The 25,521-nt window shown below is 42.6% G+C and carries 16 protein-coding genes and 1 rRNA gene; 12 read left to right on the top strand and 5 right to left on the bottom strand.

Features of this window, described 5'->3' with window-relative positions:
- Positions 1-516 precede the first annotated feature (516 nt).
- From CH373_RS15495 to CH373_RS15455, 9 genes are all read left to right on the top strand, one after another.
- Positions 517-1,344, top strand: a complete 828-nt coding sequence (locus CH373_RS15495; protein ID WP_100714677.1) for a 2OG-Fe(II) oxygenase — start codon at positions 517-519, stop codon at positions 1,342-1,344.
- Between the two features lie 59 nt (positions 1,345-1,403).
- Entirely contained in the window at positions 1,404-1,814 is a 411-nt protein-coding gene (locus CH373_RS18585) for a hypothetical protein (protein ID WP_125170026.1), read from the top strand.
- Positions 1,786-6,180, top strand: coding sequence for an AMP-binding protein (locus CH373_RS15485; protein ID WP_165778853.1), 4,395 nt, complete (start codon positions 1,786-1,788; stop codon positions 6,178-6,180). The genes CH373_RS18585 and CH373_RS15485 overlap by 29 nt, the downstream gene beginning before the upstream one ends.
- Positions 6,149-6,955, top strand: a complete 807-nt coding sequence (locus CH373_RS15480; protein WP_207761484.1) for an SDR family oxidoreductase — start codon at positions 6,149-6,151, stop codon at positions 6,953-6,955. Before CH373_RS15485 ends, CH373_RS15480 begins: the two co-directional genes overlap by 32 nt.
- Positions 6,952-8,553, top strand: coding sequence for an FAD/NAD(P)-binding protein (locus tag CH373_RS15475; RefSeq protein WP_100714674.1), 1,602 nt, complete (start codon positions 6,952-6,954; stop codon positions 8,551-8,553). Before CH373_RS15480 ends, CH373_RS15475 begins: the two co-directional genes overlap by 4 nt.
- The gene (locus CH373_RS15470; RefSeq protein ID WP_100714673.1) at positions 8,550-16,070 is read left to right on the top strand and encodes a type I polyketide synthase; all 7,521 of its coding nucleotides are present in this window, start codon (positions 8,550-8,552) and stop codon (positions 16,068-16,070) included. The genes CH373_RS15475 and CH373_RS15470 overlap by 4 nt, the downstream gene beginning before the upstream one ends.
- A 30-nt stretch (positions 16,071-16,100) precedes the next feature.
- On the top strand, positions 16,101-16,937 hold the full coding sequence (locus tag CH373_RS15465; RefSeq protein ID WP_165778852.1) for a methyltransferase domain-containing protein: 837 nt from the start codon (positions 16,101-16,103) through the stop codon (positions 16,935-16,937).
- A gap of 96 nt (positions 16,938-17,033) precedes the next feature.
- On the top strand, positions 17,034-17,681 hold the full coding sequence (locus CH373_RS15460) for an SGNH/GDSL hydrolase family protein (protein ID WP_100714671.1): 648 nt from the start codon (positions 17,034-17,036) through the stop codon (positions 17,679-17,681).
- Between the two features lie 8 nt (positions 17,682-17,689).
- Entirely contained in the window at positions 17,690-18,430 is a 741-nt protein-coding gene (locus CH373_RS15455) for a 4'-phosphopantetheinyl transferase family protein (RefSeq protein ID WP_100714670.1), read from the top strand.
- A 32-nt stretch (positions 18,431-18,462) separates the two neighbouring features.
- Here CH373_RS15455 and CH373_RS15450 read toward each other — a convergent pair whose 3' ends face one another.
- Complete coding sequence (locus CH373_RS15450) at positions 18,463-19,368, bottom strand: AraC family transcriptional regulator (protein ID WP_100714733.1); 906 nt, start codon at positions 19,366-19,368, stop codon at positions 18,463-18,465.
- Positions 19,369-19,564: 196 nt separating this feature from the next.
- On the opposite strand from CH373_RS15450, the gene CH373_RS15445 reads away from it, so the two are divergent.
- Positions 19,565-20,416 carry an NmrA family NAD(P)-binding protein gene (locus tag CH373_RS15445; protein ID WP_100714669.1) on the top strand — a complete coding sequence of 284 codons (852 nt, stop codon included), beginning with the start codon at positions 19,565-19,567 and terminating at the stop codon, positions 20,414-20,416.
- Between the two features lie 78 nt (positions 20,417-20,494).
- On the opposite strand, the gene CH373_RS15440 is transcribed toward CH373_RS15445, so the two are convergent.
- Both CH373_RS15440 and CH373_RS15435 read right to left on the bottom strand, forming a co-directional pair.
- Positions 20,495-21,256 carry a haloacid dehalogenase type II gene (locus CH373_RS15440; RefSeq protein ID WP_100714668.1) on the bottom strand — a complete coding sequence of 254 codons (762 nt, stop codon included), beginning with the start codon at positions 21,254-21,256 and terminating at the stop codon, positions 20,495-20,497.
- Positions 21,253-21,813: a TetR/AcrR family transcriptional regulator gene (locus CH373_RS15435; protein ID WP_100714667.1), complete on the bottom strand. Its 561-nt coding sequence runs from the start codon at positions 21,811-21,813 to the stop codon at positions 21,253-21,255. Before CH373_RS15435 ends, CH373_RS15440 begins: the two co-directional genes overlap by 4 nt.
- Positions 21,814-21,952: 139 nt before the next feature.
- On the opposite strand from CH373_RS15435, the gene CH373_RS15430 reads away from it, so the two are divergent.
- A complete protein-coding gene (locus CH373_RS15430; RefSeq protein WP_100714666.1) occupies positions 21,953-23,554 on the top strand; it encodes an FAD-dependent oxidoreductase in 1,602 nt (533 codons plus the stop codon).
- Here the strand turns inward: CH373_RS15430 and CH373_RS15425 are convergent.
- On the bottom strand, positions 23,534-24,403 hold the full coding sequence (locus CH373_RS15425; RefSeq protein ID WP_100714665.1) for an SDR family oxidoreductase: 870 nt from the start codon (positions 24,401-24,403) through the stop codon (positions 23,534-23,536). The two genes, CH373_RS15430 and CH373_RS15425, sit on opposite strands and share 21 nt — an antisense overlap.
- 159 nt (positions 24,404-24,562) lie before the next feature.
- Here CH373_RS15425 and CH373_RS15420 point away from each other — a divergent pair, with 159 nt between their 5' ends.
- Positions 24,563-25,171, top strand: coding sequence for a TetR/AcrR family transcriptional regulator (locus tag CH373_RS15420; RefSeq protein WP_165778851.1), 609 nt, complete (start codon positions 24,563-24,565; stop codon positions 25,169-25,171).
- A gap of 237 nt (positions 25,172-25,408) precedes the next feature.
- Here CH373_RS15420 and CH373_RS15415 read toward each other — a convergent pair.
- A 23S ribosomal RNA gene (locus CH373_RS15415) occupies positions 25,409-25,521 on the bottom strand; the annotation flags it as partial.

Below are 25,521 nucleotides of genomic sequence, written 5' to 3'. Positions count from 1 at the left end.
ATAAATATGCCAAATTCTGTCATATTTGTTTAAAAAGAAGAAAATTGATCAGATTTTCGAATCCGAAACGAAGGATATCCGACTGATTCAAAAGTGAGACAGAGAGGATCAAAAAAAATTGCTTTTTCGATTTTTTTAGGAGAGAGCGATCACCTAACTTAACTTGCTTTCAAGAATGCGGAAGCATCCGAAAAAATTCGGACCAATTTATTTAAGAATAATATTCCGCACTTTTAATCCTGTTGTAGCAAAATTTTGACAAAGAAGCTGGAAAATATGTGGACAGAAAAAAGCGCCTCTTTTCTTGTTATTAACCATTGTTAATTAACGTAAGTTAATGGCGTTCATATGCGTTAGACGCGCGTTAGTGGGGAAATTAGTTACGGAGTCATTACGTATTCTTGTTTCAGTTTCTCTCTGATTAGCTTTGTCGATGCATGTCATAAAACAGAAAAATAATCTTTGAGCAAGCCAAATTGCTGATAACTTGCTCAAAATGCGTAAAGGTAAAACAAAATGAGTTTACAATTAGATAATACAACGGAATCCGCTCCACCTGCCCTAGCGAAAAGTGTCATCGCCACAACTCTGAATACAGAAACCTTGCTTCAGCTTATGAATCACGAAATTGGCGCAATTCACATCAAAAACTATGTACCGAAAGAAGTTTGCGAAGCTGTCGTGCCAAAAACTCTTGAGCATCCTGCAATGGGCCACTATCACAAACTTTATACGAGCAGCGTTGGCCGAATTCACATGCCTCACATCGATACCCGTTGGGATGCAATTGAAACGAAAAAATACCACGACGGTGCAATCGCAGCAATTGAAGAAATTAGAGAATTATTCTTTCCTTACATTTCTCCGATTGATAAGCTTCGCTTGCTGTTACAAGAATACTGGCCGGCTGGAGCAAATCTAGCACGCTTCCGAAATAGAGCCTGTTTCGTTGGTGCCTGCAGAGTCATGCAACCAAAGAAATCTTTCTTTTATCCTCACAACGATCACATTGTTCAAGAAACGGATGCTCCGGAAATCGAAGGTCTAATCGAGCAATTTGTGGCCAATGCTTATTTGCAAGTTCCAGAAGAAGGTGGAGATCTCCATTTATGGCTTCGTAATCCAACACCAAAGGAAAAAGAAGCGATACTCGATGTAGAAGGTTTACTCCCGGAAACAATCGAGCCTCCTCGATTAGTCATTCATCCGGAGCCCGGAGACTTAATTATCTGCAGCTCAGTCATGCTTCATGCAGTTACCCCTGTCGAAACAACTCATAGAGTTTGTATGGCTTCTTTTATCGGATGCAAAGGTCCTGATCAGCCTCTTATGTATTGGAGCTGAGGAGCAACTAACATACGTTATTTGTTCCGTCGACTAATCGTTTTGATAAGGGAAAATATATGAAACAAAAAATAACTCGAGCTTCAGTGCTCGCTGGATTGGGTGCTGGTTTTCTTTGGGGTTCCTGGGCATATTACGTCCATGCGGAATATGGCATTGCGGTAGCCGGCAAAGCTGCCGCCACGCAATTTGTAGGAAGCTCGATACTTGGCACAATCATGACCATGATCATGGATTGGGTCTTCGTAGTAGAGGGGGCGTCCCCAATTCTGAAAAAAGCCGGATCAATTTTCCTTCCGGTTATCTTTGCCTTTTCAGTACTTTTCATCGTTCACCTTTTTAATGGTACACCTAACATTCTAAAAACCATACTACCATCTCAACCGGTTGGTTTGGCTTGGACTGTGGCATATACTTTTAAACTGTATCGGGGTGCTGGCCGTGAATACCCTAGTAGACCGATTTCATAACTTTGCTGAGGCTTATCCGGATCGAATTGCAGTAGTCGCACCGAATCAATCCTTAACTTACGACCAGTTAAGGAAATCAGTGGACCAACTCGCGGATAGGCTTGAATCCTTTTCGATCGGTAGTGGATCGATCATAGCGATTTATCTTCCTAGGGTAGCAGAAATCATAGTAAGTATGTTAGCCGCAGGTAAACTCGGAGCAGCTTATACCATATTAGAAGATGAAGATCATGCTGGCGGAAGTAAAGAAAAAGTACTAGAAGTTAGCGCTAAGATTGTCTTAACTACCGGTGAGCACACTGAGTTCTTTCTTCAAAGAGGTCAAAACACTTTAGATATTTTTGAAGTATTGGGAAATACTTCGAATACATTCTCACTCGCTCTGACTGATTCCAGCGCAAGGACTCGAACAAAAGATGGACTCGTCCTAGAAGGCAAAATCTCTGAAATAGCAAAGGCGATCGGAATTCCAGGCACTTCCGCAGATTCGAGCAAAGAAGAAAATCTGGTTTCGGATGACGCCGCATACATACTGTTTACCTCCGGTTCTACTGGAAAATCAAAAGGTGTCATAGTAACTTATTCTAATATAGAGCATTATGTAGTTTCTCTTCTAGAACGTTTAAAAATAGACGACCCCTTATCATACGCGCATGTTAGTTCACTTTCGGCCGATCTTGGAAATACATGTCTGTTCCCTCCACTTTGGACTGGAGGAACAATTCACTTGGTCGATAACTCTGTTCGCCGGGACCCCACTTTACTATTAAGTTATATTGAATCAAATCAGATTGATGTTTTAAAGATTACTCCGTCTCACTGGAAAGCAGTTTTTGCGACAAAGAAAAACCGCAATTTTGCAAACCCTCTCCTCAAATATCTGATTTTTGGAGGCGAATTACTTTCGCGGGATCTGGCATTATCTGTCATCGATTCTGAGATTGCTTACACACTTGTGAATCACTACGGCCCAACCGAAACAACTATCGGTGTTGCGGCTAACGTATTTTTCGAATCAGCGAGCACTGGACTTTTGGGATCCGAGTCGGTAGCTTTGGGAAAACCTCTTGGTTCCACAAAATTTTTAGTTCGAACAACAGACGGAGAGTTTAAAGATCACTCCGCAGTAGGAGAACTTTTTATAGGGGGTCCTTCTGTAGCCGAAGGTTACCTGAAAAATCCCGAGCAAAGTGCGGAACGATTCTTAACAGACATAGAAGGGGAAACCCGTTTTTACCGCAGCGGAGATATGGTTCGTGTGGACGAGAACGGGGCGCTTGAGTTTCTCGGACGTGTAGATAGACAAGTTAAAGTAAACGGCTACAGAATCGAACTTGAATTTATTGAGAATGCAGCTCTCAAACTGGAAGAGGTCATCGCAGCAGTCGCAATGATGCTGCCGGGAGATTCAAACTCCTCCCTTAGCTTAGCCATTCAAACAAAAGATACAATCTCGACCGCGGAACTTCGTGCCAGATTAGCGAATCACCTCCCTAAGTATGCACTTCCCGGGAGAATCATTTCTTCGCCTAACGCATTACCCACAAACAGTAATGGGAAAATCGATACGATTGCGATTCGAGAGTTATTCACCTCTGAAATCGACGAAGAAGGCGATTTATCAATTGATAGCTCGGAAGCTAAAACGGACCAAGATCTAATTAGCGAAATATCCAGAATCTGGAAGCAGTGCCTCGGCAGAGGAGGGTTCCATGCCGATTCAGACTTTTTTCAAGACTTAGGAGCAAGTTCTCTAGACGCAATTCAGGTGATTTCCGAACTGCAGGCGCGTGGACATAAGATTTCTACGAATGATTTTCTCTCTAACCCTACTGTTCATGGACTCATCCTTAAGTTAAAAACCGCCGATAGAGATGAGCTTCAACAAATTCCAAGCCAAAGATTATTAAAAAGTAATATACTTTCCCCCTCCCAAAAATGGTTTTTCGGACAAAAATTTTCAGATCCGAATCGATGGAATCAATCCTTACTCTTAGAAATCAATTCAAAAGCTCAATCACAACGGCTGATCGCTACGCTCGAAAGAGTTATGGAGTTGCATCCGTTGCTTCAAACTTCCTTTGACGAGCTCGATGGACAAGTCGTCGCCGAATTCGTTCCGACCAGATTTGAATGTTTCAGTGAATCATACTTACCTGAAAATAGAACTGAAAGTACTTTCGAAGATCATATTCTGTCCATTTCAGAAGACTTACAAAATCAAATTGATATCGTGAGTGGCAAGGTATTTAAGGCGCACATATTCCGTGATCCGGTGGAGGGTGACAAACTTTTACTTATCGCGCATCACCTTTCAATCGACGTTGTGTCCTGGAGAATATTGCTCGCAGACATTACGAGAATCTATGGTCTTTTAGGGATCGGCCAAGATATCATTTTTACGGGGAATTCTCCGACATTCTGGGATTATTACTCCAAAACAAAATCCCGGCCAGATAAGACCAACGAGATTTCGAACGACACACTGGTTTCCGAATTCAACTCAGAGAATTTAGAGAAGAATACTCATACGATTTGGGTGCGATTTACTCGCGAGGAAACCGGAAAAATCATACAAACAATTGCGCAAAGATTCGGAGCTAAGTTTCACAACGCACTATTAGGACTTTTCGTTCATAAACACCTCTCTCACGAATCACTTAATAAAATTCTAATTGATGTCGAAGGACATGGCCGAGATGGCCAAGGATATTCAGTCGATTCGTCGAGAATTGTAGGATGGTTTACCGAAGTATCCCAAATTTGCATTTCGATAGAAAGGGAAGGTTTCGATATTACGATTCGGCAAACTGAAAAGGAATTAGAAGACGCTCCGATCTTAACAAAGGACATTGACTCCAATTGCGACCCTGCTGTTGCGAAACTATGCTACAACTTTCTAGGCAGATCAGCATTTGCAAGTAATGGAATTCTGAATCTTACTCCAAGCAATCGCCAAATATCCGTTACTCGAGGATCGGAAAACAATCGAGTCTATGACTTGAAGCTAACCGCAAGAATTGTAGAAGAGCAATTAATTGCAGATCTTGCATTTTACCCAAGTACGGATTCTAACGAAAAAATGCTTAGATCCATGAGAGACTGGACTGAGACGATTCTGGATCTGGCATCGATAAGTTCGGAAGTTGATTCTAAGATTTTCTTAGAAAAAAGCTCCAAATCAGGACAGCTCACCTATATTCCTGCTCACTACGATCTCGCGAACTCTTTGCCTCTTCGACGACAATATTCAAGTCTGCTTATGACAGGTACATCCGGATATGTGGGGATCTATCTACTTTATCTTTTCTTAAAGGAAACGGTGTCTACAATCTACTGTCTCATAAGGGACTCTTCTCAGGAGTCTGCTTTTCAACGACTTTCTTCTATTTTTTCTTGGTATTTTCCCGAAGAAAACCTAAATCAATATTCGGACAGAGTTAGAATGATCCCTGGAAATGTGTCTCAGGTTAACTACGGCTTGACTTCCGAGGACTATTTCGAACTAACCAATCGGATAGAAGCGATTTATGACTTGGCAGCCGATACGAGATTATTCGGAATCGGAGAAGTATTCGAAAAAGCTAATTTAATTCCTGCAAAAAATGCCATTTCGCTAGCAAGTACAGGCAGACCGAAAGATTTGCATTATGTTTCTACTCTTGCCATCTGCGGAATTCATAATGACGAAAAATCGTTTCGCTTCTCGGAAGCGGATCTGGATTTCGGTCAAGAATTTCAAAATGAATACGAAAGAAGTAAATTCCTAGCAGAGAGTTTAGTAAACGAATTCATCGTTTCCGGAGGCACCGGGTTTATCTACAGACTTGGAAATGTCTCCGGTCATTCCCAAACAGGAAAGTTCAGAAAAGATCCTAGACAAAATCGACTTGTTCAAACCCTCCGAGCAATGGTGAAAGTAGGCAAGTATCCTAAAGATTTGAGCGAAAGCTTCGTACTTTCATCAGTAGACGAAGTTGCAAAGGGAATTTTTGAGTTAGGATTAAGCACGTCCGTTCAAAGCGGAACCTATCACATCGACGGCGAGCAGCCGATCGCATATCAAGAAATCGTAAATCAACTTTTAGCACTTGGAGTGAGGTTAGAACCTTCTGAGAAAGAAACTCTATGGGAACTTTTGGCGGAGCATTCTACTGGGGACAGAGATATTTCACTAGGGCATTTCTGGGCAGCACGGAAAGCACGTAACGTAGAATACGATCACAGTAGGAGCTCCAGAATTTTAAAGCAATTAGGAGTGACGATTCGCCCTTGGGACTCTGGGGCCTTAGGCCGTTTCTTGCAAGGATTGATATCATTAGGAGAATTTGAATTTGGATCAGACAAAGAGCACAGTTCTAGATAAGGTTGAGGCCGTAAAGATTCTGAAAAAGATCGCGGTCATTACCGGCGCGAGTGCTGGGATCGGAGAATCGACTACTAGGATCTTAGCAAAAAACGGATATAGAGTGATTGCTACCGCTAGGAGGGAAGATCGCTTAAAAACATTGTCAGAAGGCCTTGTCGAATCAGGTCTCGAAGCATCATATATTGCAGGCGATATCCGAGAGGAGAATTTTATTCATAAAATTCTAAATAACGGAATTGAGAAATGGAATCGACCTGCGGATGCATTTATTTTATGCGCGGGCAGAGGCCTACCCGGAACGCTTTTGACCTCCGACCCGAAAGGTTGGCAGGATTTAATAAATACCAATTACATTTCCGTAATGCACCAATTAAGATCAGTAGGCACTCACTTTGCCGAACTGGCAAAAAATGAAAACTGCTCTACTGTCAGAGATATTTTAGTCATCGGGTCTACGGTGGGTAGGCAAGTCTCTGCGGGTAATCCTGTCTATGGGTCCACAAAATTTGCAGTTCATTCATTAGTGGAATCATTGCGAGGAGAGCTATGCAATCTTGGAATTCGAGTAACTTTGATCGAGCCCGGATTCGTGAAATCTGATTTTCAGGAATCGGCCGGATACGATATGAAATGGTTCCGGTCCATCGAGAACGAAATAGGACCTTTGCTAACTCCCGACGATATCGCAGAAACGATTCGATTTGTGATTCAACAGCCACCTCACGTTCATCTGGACGATATTCGAATTCGTCCGACAAGACAGAAAGTATGATAAACGAAGCACTCAATGCTGATCCAAAGTATAAGATCGCGGTAGTTGGCATGGGAGCCAGCGGCATAGTCGTGTTCATGCAGCTGGTAAATGATATAATCGACGGATCCAGATCCGAACATGCAAAAATCATTTTATTTGAAAAAACGAATAGACTTGGAGATGGAATAGCTTACGGCACAAAAGAGGAGTGCCATCTTCTCAATATGAGAACTTCGAGCATGACGATGTTCGATGACAAACCATCAGATTTTGCAAACTGGTTAGAAGAACGAGGAATCTCTTCCGGCACTGAAGCACAACCTTATATTCCAAGAAAGTATTTCGGAGACTACTTGCGTGATTGCTTTCTATATAGCTTTGAAAAAGCCAAAACCCACCGAATAGATGTGGAAATAGTACACCAGGAAGTAATCGACTGCATAAAAGCCGACAGTTTGCATGACTCGCTCCCCTCCATCTCTCTGGTTCTGAACGATACGAAGATTCACGTAAATGATGTAATCTTGTGTCCTGGTGATGTCCCTTCTTCTCTACGTCCTATCCTAGGACGCGACTTGGAAAAAGATTCCAGATTCATTCAATCTCCATGGAACAGCTCCGCACTAAAATCAATTCATCCCGATTCTACAGTTTCAGTCATCGGAGCCGGATTGACTTCCATGGATGTTTTACTCCAACTGAGAGAAAGAAAACACCAGGGAAAAATTTTTCTTATAACCAGACAAAGCGGCCTTCCAAGAGTTCAACCTCTTCCTAGAGATTACGTAAATCATACTCCGCAGATTTTAACAATTTCGGAAATATTAAGAAAAACGAATAATCGAACCAAAAAGCTAAAATTGTCGGAAGTGCAAGAAATGTTTCTAAAGGAATTCGAGCTTGGTTTGGGCACGAAATCTACCTGGAAGTACGAACCGGACAAATTACGACTCGAATTTGGCAAAGACCAACTTTCACGCGATATCGATGACTCTAGAAAAGGAAAGAATTATTGGTACCCAATCCTTTGCTCCACTTGGCCGATCATGGGAGAGCTCTGGAGGTCGATGCAGGAAGACGACAAAGCAATTTTCATGAAAGAGCATTATGCCTTCTGGGGAATGCATCGTCACTGCATACCTTTGCAAACTGCAGAAAAAATTTATGACCTGTTGGAAAAAGGGCAGCTGGAACTCTACAGTGGACTGAAGGAGTTCCGGATTCCTATAGATCGATCCCCTATACAATTTTCTCGCAAAACTCCGGATGGATCCATAGTTCAGCATGAATGCGATTATGTGATAAATTCCACAGGAACCGGATACGACTTAAATTATACGACCTCACTTCTCTTAACAAACATGTTAAGTCGCGGCGATATTTCTAATCACAGTTTAGGCGGAGTAGATGTGGATTTCGAAACCTCAAGTCTTCGCAGATTTGATGGAAAAATCTTGGAGCATGTTTACTGCATTGGACCTTTAACACGAGGAGTTCATTTTTATACGAACGGAGTCGAGGCTATTCGGATACAAGCAAAGCAATTAATAAGAAATTTATTGAATTCGAACAACCGGCAACTTTCTCCGGTTGCTTTAGAGGGAGTGGAACTTTGAATCACCTAGTCGAGTTGCTTGAACTTCGTAACAACAAAAGTCCGGATAAACTTGCGTATTGCTTTTTAGAAGATGGAGAAAGCAAGGAGTCTTTACTTTCTTATTCCGATCTATTCAAATCGATAGAAAAAATTGCAGGAAATATTCAATCCATTACAAAATTGGGTGATCGAGTGCTACTACTCTACCCACCTGGCTTAGAGTACATCATTTCATTCTTAGGATGTATTACCGCCGGAGTAATTCCAGTACCTGCATATCCGCCTCGCAATAATCATCATGTCGATCGAATTAAAACGATTATTAAAGATGCAGATGCGACTGCGGCTCTGACAGTAGATTCCGCGAGAGAGAAGATTTCACAGATTTTAACATCCGAGAGTACGCTTCGAAATGTGGGCCTCTATACGTATTCCGATCTATGCCAAGCCTCAGGAAATCTGAAAAGGCATCTGCTACAATCCGAGAGTGTCGCCTTTTTACAATACACTTCCGGATCGACATCGGCACCGAAAGGAGTAGTCGTCAGTCACGGAAATCTATTAGATAATCTTAAATCTCAATATCAATTTTCTGGTATAAAAGAAGACTCCAAAAGTTTATTTTGGCTACCTCCCTATCACGATATGGGTTTGATCGGTGGCATTCTCGGCCCGCTGTATTGCCAAATTCCCGGTTATTTGATGTCTCCTTTTCATTTTATCCAAAGACCAATGCGGTGGTTAGAAGCTATCACAAAATACCAAATAACCATTTCCGGCGGACCTAATTTCGGATACGATTATTGCGTTCAATCTTCTACATTAGAAAAACTTAAAAAACTAAATTTAGAATCCTGGAAGATAGCGTATAACGGTGCAGAATTTATTCGTCATAGTACTCTCAAAAGCTTTTCAGAAACTTTTGGAGTATGCGGATTTCTACCGAGCACATTTCGCGCTGCTTACGGGCTTGCAGAATCCACTTTAGCTGCTGCTTGCAGTATTCCGGTTTTTGGCAAATTTCATTCTTCCGATCTTGAACAAACTGATACAAAACCTGCAAAAGTAAATGAGGACGCAGCTAGTCAGAATGAAGATCTTTCAATACTAATCGGAATCGATAGTTACTCCGAGGGTCAGAGACTAGCAATTGTAGATCCAATAACCAATGTAAGATGTGAGGAAGGAAAAGTCGGAGAGATTTGGCTTCACGGTCCAAGCGTGGCGCTCGGCTATTGGAATAATCCGACTCAAACCGAATCGACCTTTCATGCAAGAATTCAAAATGAAGAGCCTGCGAATTATCTGAGGACCGGTGATCTTGGATTTATTTCGTCAGGCGTACTCTACGTAACCGGTAGGATGAAGGAACTTCTAATATTAAGGGGAGTAAACTACTACCCTCACGATTTCGAAAATGTAGCCGCATCTAGTCACGAGGCTTTACATCCAGATTCCATTATCGCTTTTTCAGTGACTGTCAAAGAAAGAGAAGAGCTTGTAATATTGGCGGAAATACCTCGACAGTGGACTAACTCGATCGAAGAAATCTTGCAAAGCATTCGACAAGCTGTTTCCAAAAGTTTCGAACTGCAACCGTATTCGATTCTCCCTGTAAAAAGAGGAAGTCTACCTAAAACGAGCAGCGGCAAAAAACAAAGACTGAATGCGCGGAAACAGTTCCTTGCGAATGAACTAACTTTAATCGAAAGTTCGTTGTCATCTAACCAGAGTCAGGCGAATCAAAAGTCGGAGAAGGCGGTCCAGCCTGAGCTCCCGAAGAATTCACGATCACCTCTGCAAACTGCGCAAGATACAGCTCAGTCAAAATCAGAAGCTTATCCAAAGCTGACAAAAGTAGCTCGTTCAGAAATAGAAAACTGGCTCAAAAATTATGCGGCGCAGCTACTGGGAATTTCTTCCGATTCGATACAAACCAGCACACCTCTCGCCGACTACGGACTAGATTCGATTAAGGCGATACAAATTTCTGGAGAACTCGAGGAGAAGTTGGGAATCCCAATCAGTCCGACTCTTGCTTATGAATATCCGACGATTGAACTACTCTCGGAGTATTTATCGGGAGCTGCGAAAAATCCTTCGAACTCACAACGAACTAACGGACACGAATCAGCTGTTCCTATAAACGGAACTTCAAACAAATCCAGCGCTCCACCTAATACGAGTAATGTGGAACCAGTTGCAATCATTGGTATGTCATGTAAATTCCCCGGGGCAAACAGCCTGGAAGAATTCTGGAAACTATTGTCCGAAGGCAAAGATGCAATTTCAGAAGTTCCTTCCGATCGCTGGGATGTGAACGAATATTATGACGCAAGCGGCGTGCGCCCAGGAACGATGAATACTCGTTGGGGCGGCTTTATTCATGATGTGGCTGAGTTCGATCACGAGTTTTTTGGAATCTCTAAAAGAGAAGCGGAATGCATGGATCCACAACAAAGAATCCTTTTGCAAACTAGCTGGGAAGCATTAGAAAATGCTGGAATAGCTCCCACTACTTTAGCACTTTCTCGCACGGGAGTTTTTATCGGTATCACTGGAAACGATTACGGACTGTTGCAGTATAACCAATCAGATCTGGAGAACCCATACCTGCTCATGGGAAACTCCTCAAGTATTGCCGCGAATAGACTTTCTTATTTTCTGAATCTAGCAGGTCCTAGTATTTCACTAGATACTGCCTGCTCTTCCTCACTCGTTTCCGTATTGATGGCTTGCAAAAGTCTACAATCCGGAGATTCAGATTTAGCAATCGCTGGAGGAGTGAATCTTATCCTAACTCCTGAAATCACGATTAATTTTTCTCGAGGTGGATACATGGCGCCCGATGGAAGGTGCAAGTCTTTTGACAGTAGTGCCAACGGATTCGTACGAGGAGAAGGAGCCGGTATCGTTGTTTTGAAACCTCTCTCTAAAGCGATCTCGGATGGTGACCGCGTCTACGCGGTGTTACACGGAGGTGCCGTAAACCAAGATGGTCGTTCCAACGGACTCACTGCACCGAATCCATTGGCTCAGGAAGCTGTATTACAAGAAGCTTATAAAGCTACTGGAATACATCCAGATTTTGTGGACTATGTTGAATGTCATGGCACCGGAACTGCTCTGGGAGACCCGATCGAAGTAAACGCATTAGGTAAAGTGTTCCGCAGAAATGACCAAGGAGCCTCCAATCTTTTAATCGGCTCGGTTAAAAGTAATATCGGACATTTAGAAGCAGCCGCAGGAATTGCAGGGCTGATCAAATTGTCTCTCTCGCTGCTCAATCGCGAGATTCCTAAAAGCCTACATTTCCAAAATCCAAATCCGAGAATCGACTTCAAAAGATTGGGGATCCAAGTCAATCATCAGCACAAGCCGTGGCCAAAAAGAATCGGTGAGAACTCTAGTAAGCCTACAGTCGCCGGAATCAGCTCTTTCGGTTTTGGGGGCACCAATGCTCACTTAGTTTTATCGGGGGTTGAGCCAGATTCAGAGATTTCAGTAGATTACAGAAAGCCAATTTCTTCTGCGGTGATCCCGTTTTCCGCACAAAATGTAAAAGGTTTAAGAGAAATATCCCAAAGGTATTTGGAGCATCTGCAAAAAACAGAATCCTGGGAACCGCATGATATCTGTTATACGGCCGGCGAAAAAAGGAGCCACTTTTCCACCCGGGCAGCAATTCATTTTACGTCTCGCGAAGAACTAAAGACAGAACTCAAAAATTTAGCCGAAGGAACTGAGACAGCAAACATACGAATCCGATCAGGATCCAAAAACCATACTCGCAAGGTTGTTTTCGTCTTTTCCGGGCAAGGCGGACAGTGGCCGGGCATGGGTTTGGGACTCGTAAAGAGTCAGAAAATCTATCGCGAAAAGTTAGAAGAATGTTCAGAGGTGATTCGCCAAAAGTACGGCTGGAATTTAATGAAGGAACTTGAGGCAACTTCGGAGTCCGCGCCGATAGTTAGCCAAGTAGAAATAGTACAACCAGCTATTTTCGCACTACAAATATCTCTCGCACACATGTGGAGAAGTTGGGGCATAGAACCGAGTGCAGTGGTCGGGCACAGTATGGGAGAAGTCGCTGCGGCCTACCTTTCTGGATCTTTAAGCATCGAAGATGCAGTTTCCGTAATATGCGAAAGAAGTTGTCTCGCCGCTTCCTCTAGCCAATCGGCTGGCATGGCATTCATAGAGCTTTCCATGTCTGAATCCGTAAAATTAATCAAACCATACGAAGATAAAATTTCGATTGCGGCCGCAAATGCACCTCGCGCCACATTATTGTCTGGAGATCTATCCGTACTCGAAAAGCTTCTACTGCAAGTGAAACAAGAAGATGTATTTGGAAAATTGATCAAAGTTTCGTATGCCTCCCATAGCCCACAGATGGAACCGATCAAGGAAGAACTTCAGAAAAAGCTAAAATTCTTGAAACCGTCCGAGTCTGAGATCACATTCTATTCCACCGTAACCAGCACTGAGTTTGACGGAAGAAATCTGAACTCTGAATACTGGGGAAGAAACTTGCGCGAGCCTGTTTTATTCAACCAAACCATCCAGCAACTGATGCAAGATGGCCATAATGTATTTTTCGAAATGAGTCCTCATCCTGTCCTTACACAATCAATCCAGCAGATTATACAGGAACAAGGAAGGAAGGCAGTGGCCATTGAGTCTCTTCGAAGGGATCTGAGCGAAGATAGAGCGATGAACGAGTGTATTGCGAACCTTTACACCGAAGGGCTGGATCCAGCTTGGGGTCAGATTTATCCAGAGTCAAAGTTCTACCCTAACCTGCCGACCTATCCTTGGCAAACCGAAAGGTCTTGGTTCCACGTTCGAAAGAACCTTCCAATCAACGATTTGGAGACAAAAACCCAGGCATTGCCCGGCGCCAAACAATCGTTCGCTGCATATCCAGAATCGAACATTTGGGAAACCCGGCTGAACGAAGAATCGACCAGCCCTCTATCGCAATATAAGAGAAAAGGTATTTTGTCCGCAGCGGGCTGGATAGAAATTGCTTTGAAGGCAGCGAAAGAATCTTCCTCTCACCCACTTGAAACACAATCTGCTACACTTGAGTTAAAGAATCTTAAGTTCCACCAGATTAATTTAGATCAGCCAAGCTACATTCAAACATTCCTAAGCAAAGGTAATTGCAAGATTTACAGTTCAGAATCTAAAAAAGAATGGGTAGAAAATTTCAGCGGATTCGTACCCTCCTTAGACTCTAAGGCTAAAAATAGCAGTGATTTCAAAACGAAGAATGAAAATCATTTTTCTTCGTCAGATGTAATCGAAAATACAAGTAACTGCACCCAAGCTATAGAGCTCAAAGAATTTTACGAAAACCTGAAAAACGAAGGCATTTCCTTGGGTGCCGAATTCGAAAATTTAATGGAATTGCGAAAAGGGAAAGGAATAGCATTAGGAAAAATTAATGCTCAAAAACTCCAATTCGCATCGTTTATTGTACCTCCTCAAATTTTAGAATCAGCCTTCTTTGTATTCAAAGCGTCTTCTTCCAAACTATACAAAAAAAATTCAGGCGACTTGAGGACTGTTTTATTCCCGGCTAGCATTGGCTCTTTCCTTGTGTTGGATAGCTCCTTAGAATCCGATTTTTTATGGTGTTACGCAAAACTTCAGGAAGAGAGCCAAGAAAGATTATCCGGAAATCTTGTATTCTTCACTTCTGAAGGAAAAGTTTGGGCAGAAATCGAGGACTTGGTTCTCGGAGAGTTTCAGATTTCAGAAGCGAAAAACGAAGGCAGCGAGACTGAGGCAAACAACCCGAAAGTCGAGATTTCAAAAAGCAAAATCAAACCGATCGATAGGTTCTACCAGGAATTCGGTACAATCCAAAAAGAGAACCAGCTAGAATCGATTATAAGCCACCTTAGGACATCTATCGCCAAATCATTGTTAGTTTCCATATCCGAAATAGATATGGAACAGCCACTTGTATCAATCGGAATAGACTCTCTTGTGGCTATGGAAATCCGAAACAAAATCGAAGTTACGACCCGGGTTTCAATTCCATTAATAAAATTGATAGAGGGAGCAAGTATCAAGGACATCGCGATATTAATCCTGCCCAAAATGCAAGCTGCACTCAACCAGCAAACCGATCCACATACTGCATCCGAAGGAAAAACAATCCAGGATCCGTTTACGGAAACCGCAATAACTTCGGCAGTTGTAGCGGAAACATATCGTCTTTCTCCACAACAAAGACGTTATATCGCTGATTTTACTTTAGACCCGGAGCGGAGCTGGTCCAATATCATCGTGCAATCTCCTTTTCCAATTGTATGCGAAGATTCTGTATTTGAAAAAGCGTTTCAGATCGTGTGTGAACGACACGAAGGACTGCGAACATTATTCCCAACAATCGGTTCTGAAATTCGCCAGAAGATAGTATCCGATGGCGTACTTCGGCTAAGACAAATTCATCTGGAGAATGAAGACAAAAACCAACTCGAAGAACTCTTCTCTAATTTACGCGAGGAAGGAAACAATCTCGTTTGGGACTTTCAGAACGGTCCGCTTGGACACGTAGTGCGGATCACGACACCAGATAAAGATTATGTTTTCCTCATGTATCACAGAATTCTTTTGGATGCGAACGGAATTACTTCACTCCTGTATGAGTTAATGAAAGTAACTCAAGAAGTTCGAATCGGAAGGGTAAAATCCCAAAATTCCGGAGTTATCAAATATCGCGATTTTTCGGAATGGCTGAATGCGTTGGAAGCCAAAGGAACTTTCGACTCGAGCCGCGAATACTGGAAAGCCGAACTGCAGAGCCCTCTCCCGGATCCTTTCTACTGGAATCGTTCCCCTGGTAATTCAAGATTTAGAGAAGGTGGAGTTGCGAGCAAGGAGCTCCCACTTTCTATTTATAATGAACTAAAGATGAAGGCGGCGAAGAATGCTTGGACTTTGTCTATGACGCTATTTTCCATTTATCTGATTTCCTTACGGGAGGCTGGAGCCGGAGATGATCTGATCATTGATACATCTCTAATTGGAAGGGGCAGAAAGGAAATTAGCAGTATTCCTGGATTTTTTACAAACGTCGTACCCATCAGAATTCGAATGAATGCAAAAATGAAATTCAGCGAACTTGTTGGTGAGGTGACTAGGAAAGTAGGCCAATCCCAACAGCATCAATACTTTCAATATAATCGAATCGTTGATGAATTAGGAATAGATAGAGAAGAAAAAATATTTCCGATTTCGGGTTTGTTTTTTTCCAAGGTGGATGTACCGACCGCTTACGAAAATCCAACATACGATCGGATTTTGTGGAAGAAAAGCGGAACCGAGACAAGATACGGGAGCATGTTTCATGCACTGTGTCATCCGGACTGCATTCGACTGGAGATGAAGCACCGCTTGAAATTCCTACCTCAGGAAATTGCGATCTCAGTGGTCGATTCTTTCTCCCGAATTATGGAACAAATTAGTAAAGATGATGCAGTTCAAGAAATCGGAGATTGTGTCACCAAATCGACATAAGGTGAAATGAGCATTAGAAAAGGAGAATATATGAGCGAACAACTGATGCCAGAAGTGGCGGATGCCGGAGACTTTTACGACCAGGGAGACGAACTGTTAAGTCAAATCTGGGACGATAATATGCACTATGGATACTGGGAAAGCGAGGAGGACGATAGCGATGTATCTGTAGCTACCGAGAGATTTACGGATCTGGTGTTGAAATATTTAACTGTTCCGTCCGGTGGACATCTTTTGGATATCGGATGCGGAGCAGGAAAAGCAGCTGTCAGGATTGCGCAAGATCTAGGTGTAAAAGTGACCGGAATCAATATTAGCAATGCGCAACTGAAAAAAGCGGCAAAAAGGGCCGCAGACGCTTCTCTCTCCGATAAAGTTACTTTTGCAAAAGTAGATGCGATGAATTTGCCGATGGAAAACGGCTCTTTCGATGCAGTGTTAGCTTTGCAATCGATGATGCACATGTCCGACCGTGAGAGAGTTTTAAAAGAAGCCGCAAGAGTCATGGTTCCGGGAGGAAATTTCGTAGTAACCGATTTTTATCTGCAGGCTCCGATGAGCAAGGAAAGGTCCGCTGCATACCAGACCTATGCGAATCTTGTGCAATTGAACAAGAAACTGCTTACAGTAGACGAATACCGCGAGCTGTTAGAAAACGCAGGATTTAGTGTATTAGAGATTTTAGAAATTCCCGACGAGAATTGCAAAAAGCGGACACTTATGCAGATTGCGGATCGAATCTCAGAAGTTACATCTTCTCAGGATGCATTCCCTGAACCAATGATGGAAATGTTTTCCATGTGCTGCATGGAGTTCGCGCTGACCCCAGAATGTGGTTTACTACTGGCTTCCGCAATTCGAAAGTAAGCAAGAGCAGATCAGAAAGTATCGAAGATCGAGTTGAAATCTCAAATTCGATCATTCGTATTTTCTAATTTGTGAAATCGATACAAGAGGCAGAAATTGAAAACCGTTTTGCTGTATGCAGATTCTTTATCATGGGGAATCATACCAACGACAAGGAACAGATTGACCTTTGCTGAACGTTGGCCGGGAGTCTTAGAAAACGCTTTAAATTCTAAGAACCTATCCAAGAAAGTCCGCATCATAGAAGACTGCCTGAACGGAAGACGCACGGCTTGGGATGATCCCTTCAAACCCGGAAGGAATGGATCGAAAGGAATTTCGGAGAAGATCGAAATTTTTTCTCCGCTTGATCTTGTCATTGTCATGCTCGGAACAAACGATTTCCAGTCGATGCATGAACTCAATGCTTGGCATTCCTCGCAAGGCTTGGCTTCTGTGATTGGCCAAATTCGAAGTTCTCCGATTGAACCGGGAATGAAAATACCGCCGATTCTAGTCGTCGTACCCCCCGCGTTAGGCGAGCCAAAAGGACCGATTGCACCAAAATTCTTAGGTGGGAATAAAAAATGCGTCGGTCTTGCAGAGGCATTTCGAAAAGTCTCCAACGAACTCGATTGCGAATATTTTGACTCAGGAACCGTAGTCGGATCCAGCAAAATGGACGGAGTGCATCTGGATCAAGAAGACCACAAGACCCTCGGACTTGCGTTAGTGGAGATCGTTTCCAAACTATTGGATCGATAGTAATTAGAATGCAAAGAACCGATTATTGGCTACCGAAAGCGTTACCTCCTCCGTTACATTCTTTCGATATCCATATTTGGTGTTCTAGTATCAAATCGTCTCTTACTAAAATCGAATCAATGAGTCTGGATCTTTCGGCCGAAGAAACCGCAAAAGCAAACTCATTCGCAAGCATTCAAGCAAGGAATCTCTTCATTGTATCCCGGTCTCAACTTCGTCGATTGCTTAGTGTCTATTTAGGAATTCCGGCAAAAGCGATTGCATTTTCCGAAATTGGAAACGGCAAACCGGTGCTCAATAAATCGATAGGTTTGCGACTCCATTTTAATTTGTCCCATTCAGGAGATCTGATCGCTTTCGCATTTACTGCATTAGGTGAGATCGGAATTGATATCGAGAAAATTCGAGAACTAGAAGATCCTTTGAATATTGCTGAAAAGTTTTTCTCGAAATCGGAATATAACGAAATTGCGAAGAAGCCTGGCCACCAAATTTTTCCCCAATTCTTCCGACTTTGGACTGCAAAAGAAGCATATCTAAAAGCAGTCGGAATAGGGATCAACCAAGACTTGAAGGAATTTAGCATTATCTGTTCCGAGTCGGAGAGAAATTCACATGTTCAGGTAGATAATGCAAATACAGATGACAGGAGCTGGATGCTAACTTCTTTCTGCCCCTCCCAAGGATACGCCGGGAATTGGTGCGTGGCTTCGACTCCTCGCTCAGTTGGATATTACTTTTTGCGTTGATATCGATAACAGCTCAAGACCAGGAACTCTCCTCAAGAGAAAACCTTCGACATTTCCGCGTTTCTTGGAGAAACACCATGGATTCTTTTATAAGCTTTAGAAAAAGCGAATGCAGAAGAATATCCTACATTCCTAGCAACTTCTTCCAATGTCGTATTCTGCTCCTTCATCAAAGAGTATCCCTTTTCTATCCTTAGTCTTGCCAGATAGTCCATTGGAGTAAAACCCAATACGTCCCTAAAACGATTCGCAAGTGAAGCTCGCGAAATGCCTACAGAGTTCGCGAGATTCTCCAAAGTCCATGAATAAGAAATTCTTTTATGAATCGATTCTAATGCGGACAGAATTTTCTCGTCTTTAAAGGCGTTCCGCCAACCGGGCGAAGAAGTTGGATGAGTTTCCAACCAATGGCGTATTACATAATAAAGAAGAATATCTGTCAGTCTTTGTAGTATCAAATCCGATCCTATACCGGAATCGATTTCTTGAGAGATGAGCACGAGAGTAGTGTGCAAAGGATGATGCGAAGGAATTTCTCCAGAACGAACTAGGATATGATCGGGGAGCTCGTAGAAAAAAGGGTGCTGCGGAAGTTCAGGCACTTCATATCGAACCGAAACAAAGGTTGTAATCGGAGTCTTGTTAGGCGGTTGGGGCTTCTCCGCGATCTTACGAAATGTATCGATATCAACTGCTTTTTCATTCGGGGTCGATACTAGATCGTGATCAAATCCCTTGGCGATAAAAAGAATATCTCCTTTTTCAAGTGATATCGACTTCCCTTTGAATCTAGCAAAACAAGAACCCTGAGATAGAATATGAAAACCGCCACTCTTTTCGCAGGGAAATTTAAGCCCCCACGATTTGTACATCGATGTCCTTGCTAGCAGATCGCTCTTCCAAGCCGCACAGTTCAAAATTTCAGATAACAAGTCCATATTTCTCCTCGGAATCAAGTCCTGAATCGGACTGATATTGCACCCGGTTTGATCCTCCGAGGCCCACAAATTCATAGATTAGCCCATATTATCTAAAAGTCTATTAATTTATACGATTGGATATTCATTTTATATTCGGGGACATAGCCAAATATCGAATTACTGGTATCATAAGAATCGGAGGAACAAAAAAACTATGAAGATATTTGTATACGGCGGAACAGGACTGGTTTCTGGATTTGTAATAAAACAACTTTTGGAGCAAGGACATGAAGTCTATGCCGGAACTCGCAAACCCGAATCGGTGAAGGAAACACCAAACCTACATTGGGTACATGTAGATAAGGATAAATCAGGCAGCGGATTGGAAACCTTGGACAAAGTGGATCGCGTCTTTCTTTTATCACCACCAGGTTACACGGATCAGTATTCGATTCTATACCCTTGGATAGAGAGAGCAAAATCTAAGCAAATCAAGAAAGTCGTACTTATGTCTGCGATCAGAGTCGATCACGCACCGGACGACGCTCCATTTAGAAAATTAGAAATTGCCTTAGAAAATTCCGGATTGAATTACACAATCCTACGCCCGAACTGGTTTATGCAAAACTTCCAGACATTCTGGATTTCGGGAATTCTTAAAGATCGCAAGATTTACTTCCCAGGTGGAAACGCAAAAACCAGTTTTATCGATGTAAGAGATATTGCATCCTCAGTGGTCTCTGCACTTCTAAATGATAGCTTGAACGGAAAAGGAATCACGCTCACCGGAAAAGAATCTTTGAGCCACGAAGAAGTCGCAGAGAAAATTTCGAAGGCCACCGGTATTTCCGTCGGATACGTTGATATCACTCCCGCAGACTTCAAAAAGGGATTGGTTTCCGCCGGAGTGCCAGAAGACTATTCGGACTTTCTAGTTTATATCGCAGGGATGTTGAAAGAAGGATATGTAGCTCCTGTCTTGAATTCCGTGAAAGAAATTACCGGAAAAGATCCTATTTCCTTTGAAGAATATGCAAAGGAATACAAAAAGGTTTGGCTAAACTAATACTTGCTTAGCGAACAACACTTTCGCCCGTCTAGGAAAAGACGGGCATTTGCTTTCAGAAAAATTTCTATTTGAATGTTACTTCTGATTCAAAATAAAATTCGAAAGACCTTCTAAATTTTGGGAAGTCGCATCGGGAAGTAGACCAAGTTCTTCTACTGGTAACTGAAATCGATTCACCCAATATGTGGTGTATCCAAAATTCTTGGCCCCGTAGACATCCCATCCGCCGAAGGCGACAAATAGAATCTCTTCCTTCTTTAGCCCCAATTTCCTTCTACCCAACTCATAGGCAATCGGATCCGGCTTATAGCTTCGGTCAACTTCCGTACTAATAAGTTGCTCAAAGTAGTGGGATATCCCCGCATGATTCGCATTGTCTTTTAACATTTTGCCACTGAAATTCGAAAGCACGATGATCCGAAGACCGGACTTTTTTAGTTTTTCGAGAGTTTGTATTGCATCAGGCCAAGGCTTGAGAGTAAGAAAAGTTTGCAAGAAACGTGATTTATTTTCCGAGGACAATTTCAATTTCATAAAGTTCGCAGTGTAGACGAGAGCATCCTCCGTTAAGCGCAAGAAATCCTCATGCCGATTCGTGACAGAAAGCAGAAAACAATATTCGAACTGCTTTGCCCGCCATATTCTAGCGAACTCACTCCCTTTCCCCGGAAAAACTTTCTCTAACTCGGAAACGACAGAATTTGCATCAAAGATTACAAAATAGTCAAATATGACTGCTTTAAATCGAGCCAGATGATTTTCCGGTTTCTTTTCTTCCGAACCAACCCTAAGAGAAAGTAAAACCAAGAAAATATATAGTAACTTTTTATAAATCATTCGTTCCAACCTTCCCGGATCATTTTAAAAAGTGAAACCAAAGTCGCTTTAGGATTCGAAGAATCGATCGCGCGATAAAATGCATCCAGAAGAAAATGGGCGATCGCCTCAGCCTGCGTTCTTTGCAATTTTCTGGAGGATTCTTTTTGTAGAATATCAGCAAGAGATTTTTCATAACGCATCAATATCAGCCTTTCATAGTTTGAAAGCTCAGGTGTAGATTTGATCAACTCTCGGAAAGACTGATAGTTCTGCAGATATTCGGGTATAAATGCGGAACTCTTTAATACATGTTCCTGTAATGCATCTAAGATCGATGTCCCCTTCTTTCGGTGTAAAATGGCGTCGATAAAACTTTTTTCCCGTTCCTCATCCTCGTCGAAAACGAAAGATTCCTTTGTAGGAAAATAATTGAATAAGGTCGGCACCGAAACTTCCGCCTTTTGTGCGATTTCGGCGACGGTCACATTGGCAAACCCCTTCTTGATAAATAGCCCAGTGGCAAGATCAGAAATCCTTTTCTTTGTCTTAGCTTTCTTCTCTTCACGAAGTCCCATAAATTCCGCCCTTTCGGCAGCATCTCAAATTTTCCTTTTTTTGCAATTTTTTAATTCACTATATTTTTTAAGTTGATTAAAAAATATAGTTTATTTATTAAAATATTTAAGTAACTTAAATATTTTAGAGGTAATTCTTATGAAGGACGAAATGCTCTTAGATCCTACAAAAAACGCGGAACCAACCGAGAACTGCTCCGTGCTCGTGATAGGCGGAGGACTTGTCGGCTCCTCGGCTGCGCTATTCTTGGCCCAGAAAGGAGTTCGTGTTATACTGATCGAAAAACACGCAGGGAGTTCGCCCCACCCACGAGCGATCGGATTTACACCCAGGACCTTGGAACTTTTTCGATCTGCCGGTTTAGCGGAAGATATTCCACAAATCCGCGGATCCAAAAAAGGAGTTCGCCGAATTCGAGTGGAAAGTCTTGCCGGGAAATGGTTCGAAGAACAAGCCTGGTCTCCTCAAACAGAGGAAGAGACGAACCTAGAATACTCTCCGTGCGGGGCGTCCGCAATTGCCCAGGACCGCTTAGAACCGATGATCCAGAAGCAGGCTCAGGAACTTGGTGCAGATCTTCGATTCAGCACCGAGCTAGTACGCTTTGAGCAGACCTCCGACGAAGTAATCGCATTTGTGAAAGACTCCGAAGGAAACCAATATTCGATTCGAGCAAAGTATATGATCGCGGCTGACGGACATCGGAGTCCAATCCGAGAGACCTTAAAGATCGGACGCAAAGGGAAAGGATATATGAACACAGGAAGAAGCGTACTATTCAAGGCTTCACTGAACGAATATCTTGAGAAAGGATTCTTCCAATTCACGATAGACCAACCCGGATTCAATGTCTTTCTCACTACGTACAACGATGGAAGATGGGTACTCTTTTATCCGGACGATGCAGAAAGAACATTAGAAAAATTAGAATCGGATATCTCAAGAGCGATCGGTCGAAAAGATGTTCCGATGGAAGTCGTAACTACCGGACGTTGGGAGATAAGTGCATTAATTGCTGACTCTTTTTCTTCGGGAAGAATTTTCATCGCAGGAGATGCGGCGCACACTCTTCCCCCAAATCGAGGTGGATACGGAGCAAACACCGGAATCGAAGATGCTCATAACCTTGCTTGGAAACTAGAAGCAGTTCTGAGCGGACAATCAAAAGTAGATTTATTGAAAACGTATGAGGAAGAAAGAAGGCCGATCGCTTGGCTTCGCTATCAGCAGATTTTTGCTAAGAACGATTACAAAGCCTACGCTAGCGAGGAAGATCTCTCCGTTCCAATCTTAGATAGTAGGGCAATAGAGTTCGGACAACTTTATCGTTCCTCCTCGGTATCAGAAGTGGAGGATGGACTCCCCCCTGCCCTACGACCAGAACAATGGGCCGGGCAACCAGGCACTCGCGCTCCTCATTTTTGGATCAAAAGGAATGGGGAAACAATTTCCACTTTGGATCTATTTCAGAAAAGTTGGGTGTTGCTCACCGAAAGTTCTGATTGGAAAGATCTCGCTACTGAATTTTCTTTGCAGTCGCCATTCCGGATCGAGTTTGTTCAATTCGGTCTGGACGCTCTTTTAACTGATGCGAACGCATTTCAAAAATGCTTCGGAGTCGAAAGCGAAGGAGCTGTACTTGTGCGCCCAGATGGCTATATAGCATGGCGCTCTCTCGACTTCCCTACAAATGCGGCTGCTTCCTTACAAGATGCTTTGTCAAAGTTCGCGCGAATTTAATTCTTCCTTATAATAATCTTCGAGTTTTAAGGTTCCGTATTGCGGACCGATGATATCTAAGGTATGAACGATATTCCCGAATTGCATAAATTGAAAAACCCTCTGATTGAAAGGTCTTATCAATTGAATGAGGATCCGGTTTAGAAACACAGGTATGTGCAGTGGCTTTTTCTTCTTCCCACAGGTTCTTAATGCGAGCTCAGTGATTTCGTCTCGGGTAAAAATATCAGGCCCTCCGATATTGATTTCCTTAAGATCTCCCTCGAGCGCCTCGACCACAGCCTTTGCCACATCCTTTTCATGAATCGGATTAATCTTCGGTTTCCCGTTTCCGATCACGAATCCGATTCCTTTTTTTGCTAAGGTGAGAAACTCGAGGAGAAGCGAAAAAAATGCGGTCGGTCTTACGATCGCATAATCTATCCCGGACTCCTTAACTGCTTGAGAAAAACGATCGTGACTTTTAATATACTCCGCTTCTTGTATTCCATCCACACGCAGAAAAGAAGTGTAAACGAATTTCGAAACTTTAGCTTTAACAGCTGCATCAAGTATGTTTAAATTTCCCTGAAAATTAATTTCTTCGAAAGTCCTTTTCTCTCTAAAATCTTTTAAATTCATACTGGCTCCGGCACAGGAAATTACCGCATCGATTCCACTAACGACTAATTCGATACTTTTAGGGTCGAGCATATCGCCTAATACCGAATCGTCGAACAGACCGGATATTACTTTCAATTTCGTGATAGAACGGGAAAAGACCCGAATCCAATACCCTTTTTTTCTTAACTCTTGGACTACAAATCGCCCGAGTCCCCCGGTAGCCCCAACAACCAAGATTCGTTTCATATGACCTACACTCCAAAAATAGACTCTAACGTCTACTTTTGAATTATCAGGATCCGATTGATCGGTCAACAGAAAAATAGACTTAAAAGTCTATTTTATTTTCTTTTTTCTTTCCTAAAACATGAGAGAATATAGACAGTAATAAAAGGAGCAATCGAAGTGAAGGCCCGGGCAAAAATCGTTCAAACTGCTGACCAATTGTTTTATGAGCGCGGTTTTGCGAACACAGGAGTAAACGATATACTGGAAGAATCCGGAGTACACAAAGCCAGTTTTTACAAATATTTCCGGGAAAAGAGCGATGTAGGCTTAGAATACATTCGGCTTAGACGAGAGCGACACGCTCAGTTATTTAAGGAACTGACATCTCGCTTCTCCGAGTTTGAGCGAGTTGTAACGGCTTGGGTGATCGCACTTAAGAAAGAGGCAAAAATGCATCGCCTGAAAGGTTGCCCGTTTGCTGTGTTCTCGAACCAAATACGATCTTCGAATCTTTTCTCCGACAAAAAGCAATTACATTCGGCGGAAAATGAAGTTAGCAATACCATCCAGGATTGGGAGGAAATTTTTTCCGCGTATTTAAGGACCAACCCGATTCAAAAAAAATCAGTCTTATCCGAAAAACAGATTCGATCCTTTGCGAAAAAAATTATTATACTGTATGAAGGTTCTGTTCAAGTATACTTCATGACCGGCAAAGAAGAATATCTGGATGAATTTCGATCCGGCCTACTTCTCTTAGCAGAATTCTATAAGAAGGCTCCTTGAACTGCAGGGATATCCGAGACAAGCGAAACAGAACAAAAAGCCGAGCCACCGGCTACCGTGAAAACAAAAAAGCCAGGCTTATCACCTGGCTTTCGTAGTGTTATCTTCTACAAACACAACAGCGAATGAATTGTTTTCTGATCATCTTGTATGGATGTTCATAAGCGGCATTTGTTAGATGCCTTGTTGGCGTTCTTGCCCTTAAGGAAAAGTAAGTTTCCTTAAGGTTTTCGTAATATGGTCAAGCCTCACGAGCTATTAGTATCACTCGACTTAATATGTTGCCATACTTACATCTGTGACCTATCAACCGGGTCATCTTCCCGGGCTCTTCAGGGGATTGCTCCCAG

Origin of the sequence: Leptospira perolatii (assembly GCF_002811875.1) — a bacterium.
Lineage (GTDB): Bacteria > Spirochaetota > Leptospiria > Leptospirales > Leptospiraceae > Leptospira_B > Leptospira_B perolatii.
The sequence above is the reverse complement of the archived record's forward strand: the minus strand, read 5'-3'. Positions and strand labels throughout refer to the sequence as shown.

Excerpts from the sequence above, each read along its gene's own strand:
- CH373_RS15495 (WP_100714677.1), top strand. The coding sequence starts at position 517 with ATGAGTTTACAATTAGATAATACAACGGAATCCGCTCCACCTGCCCTA.
- CH373_RS18585 (WP_125170026.1), top strand. The coding sequence starts at position 1,404 with ATGAAACAAAAAATAACTCGAGCTTCAGTGCTCGCTGGATTGGGTGCT.
- CH373_RS15475 (WP_100714674.1), top strand. The coding sequence starts at position 6,952 with ATGATAAACGAAGCACTCAATGCTGATCCAAAGTATAAGATCGCGGTA.
- CH373_RS15465 (WP_165778852.1), top strand. The coding sequence starts at position 16,101 with ATGAGCGAACAACTGATGCCAGAAGTGGCGGATGCCGGAGACTTTTAC.
- CH373_RS15455 (WP_100714670.1), top strand. The coding sequence starts at position 17,690 with ATGCAAAGAACCGATTATTGGCTACCGAAAGCGTTACCTCCTCCGTTA.
- CH373_RS15450 (WP_100714733.1), bottom strand. The coding sequence starts at position 19,368 with ATGGACTTGTTATCTGAAATTTTGAACTGTGCGGCTTGGAAGAGCGAT.
- CH373_RS15445 (WP_100714669.1), top strand. The coding sequence starts at position 19,565 with ATGAAGATATTTGTATACGGCGGAACAGGACTGGTTTCTGGATTTGTA.
- CH373_RS15440 (WP_100714668.1), bottom strand. The coding sequence starts at position 21,256 with ATGATTTATAAAAAGTTACTATATATTTTCTTGGTTTTACTTTCTCTT.
- CH373_RS15435 (WP_100714667.1), bottom strand. The coding sequence starts at position 21,813 with ATGGGACTTCGTGAAGAGAAGAAAGCTAAGACAAAGAAAAGGATTTCT.
- CH373_RS15430 (WP_100714666.1), top strand. The coding sequence starts at position 21,953 with ATGAAGGACGAAATGCTCTTAGATCCTACAAAAAACGCGGAACCAACC.
- CH373_RS15425 (WP_100714665.1), bottom strand. The coding sequence starts at position 24,403 with ATGAAACGAATCTTGGTTGTTGGGGCTACCGGGGGACTCGGGCGATTT.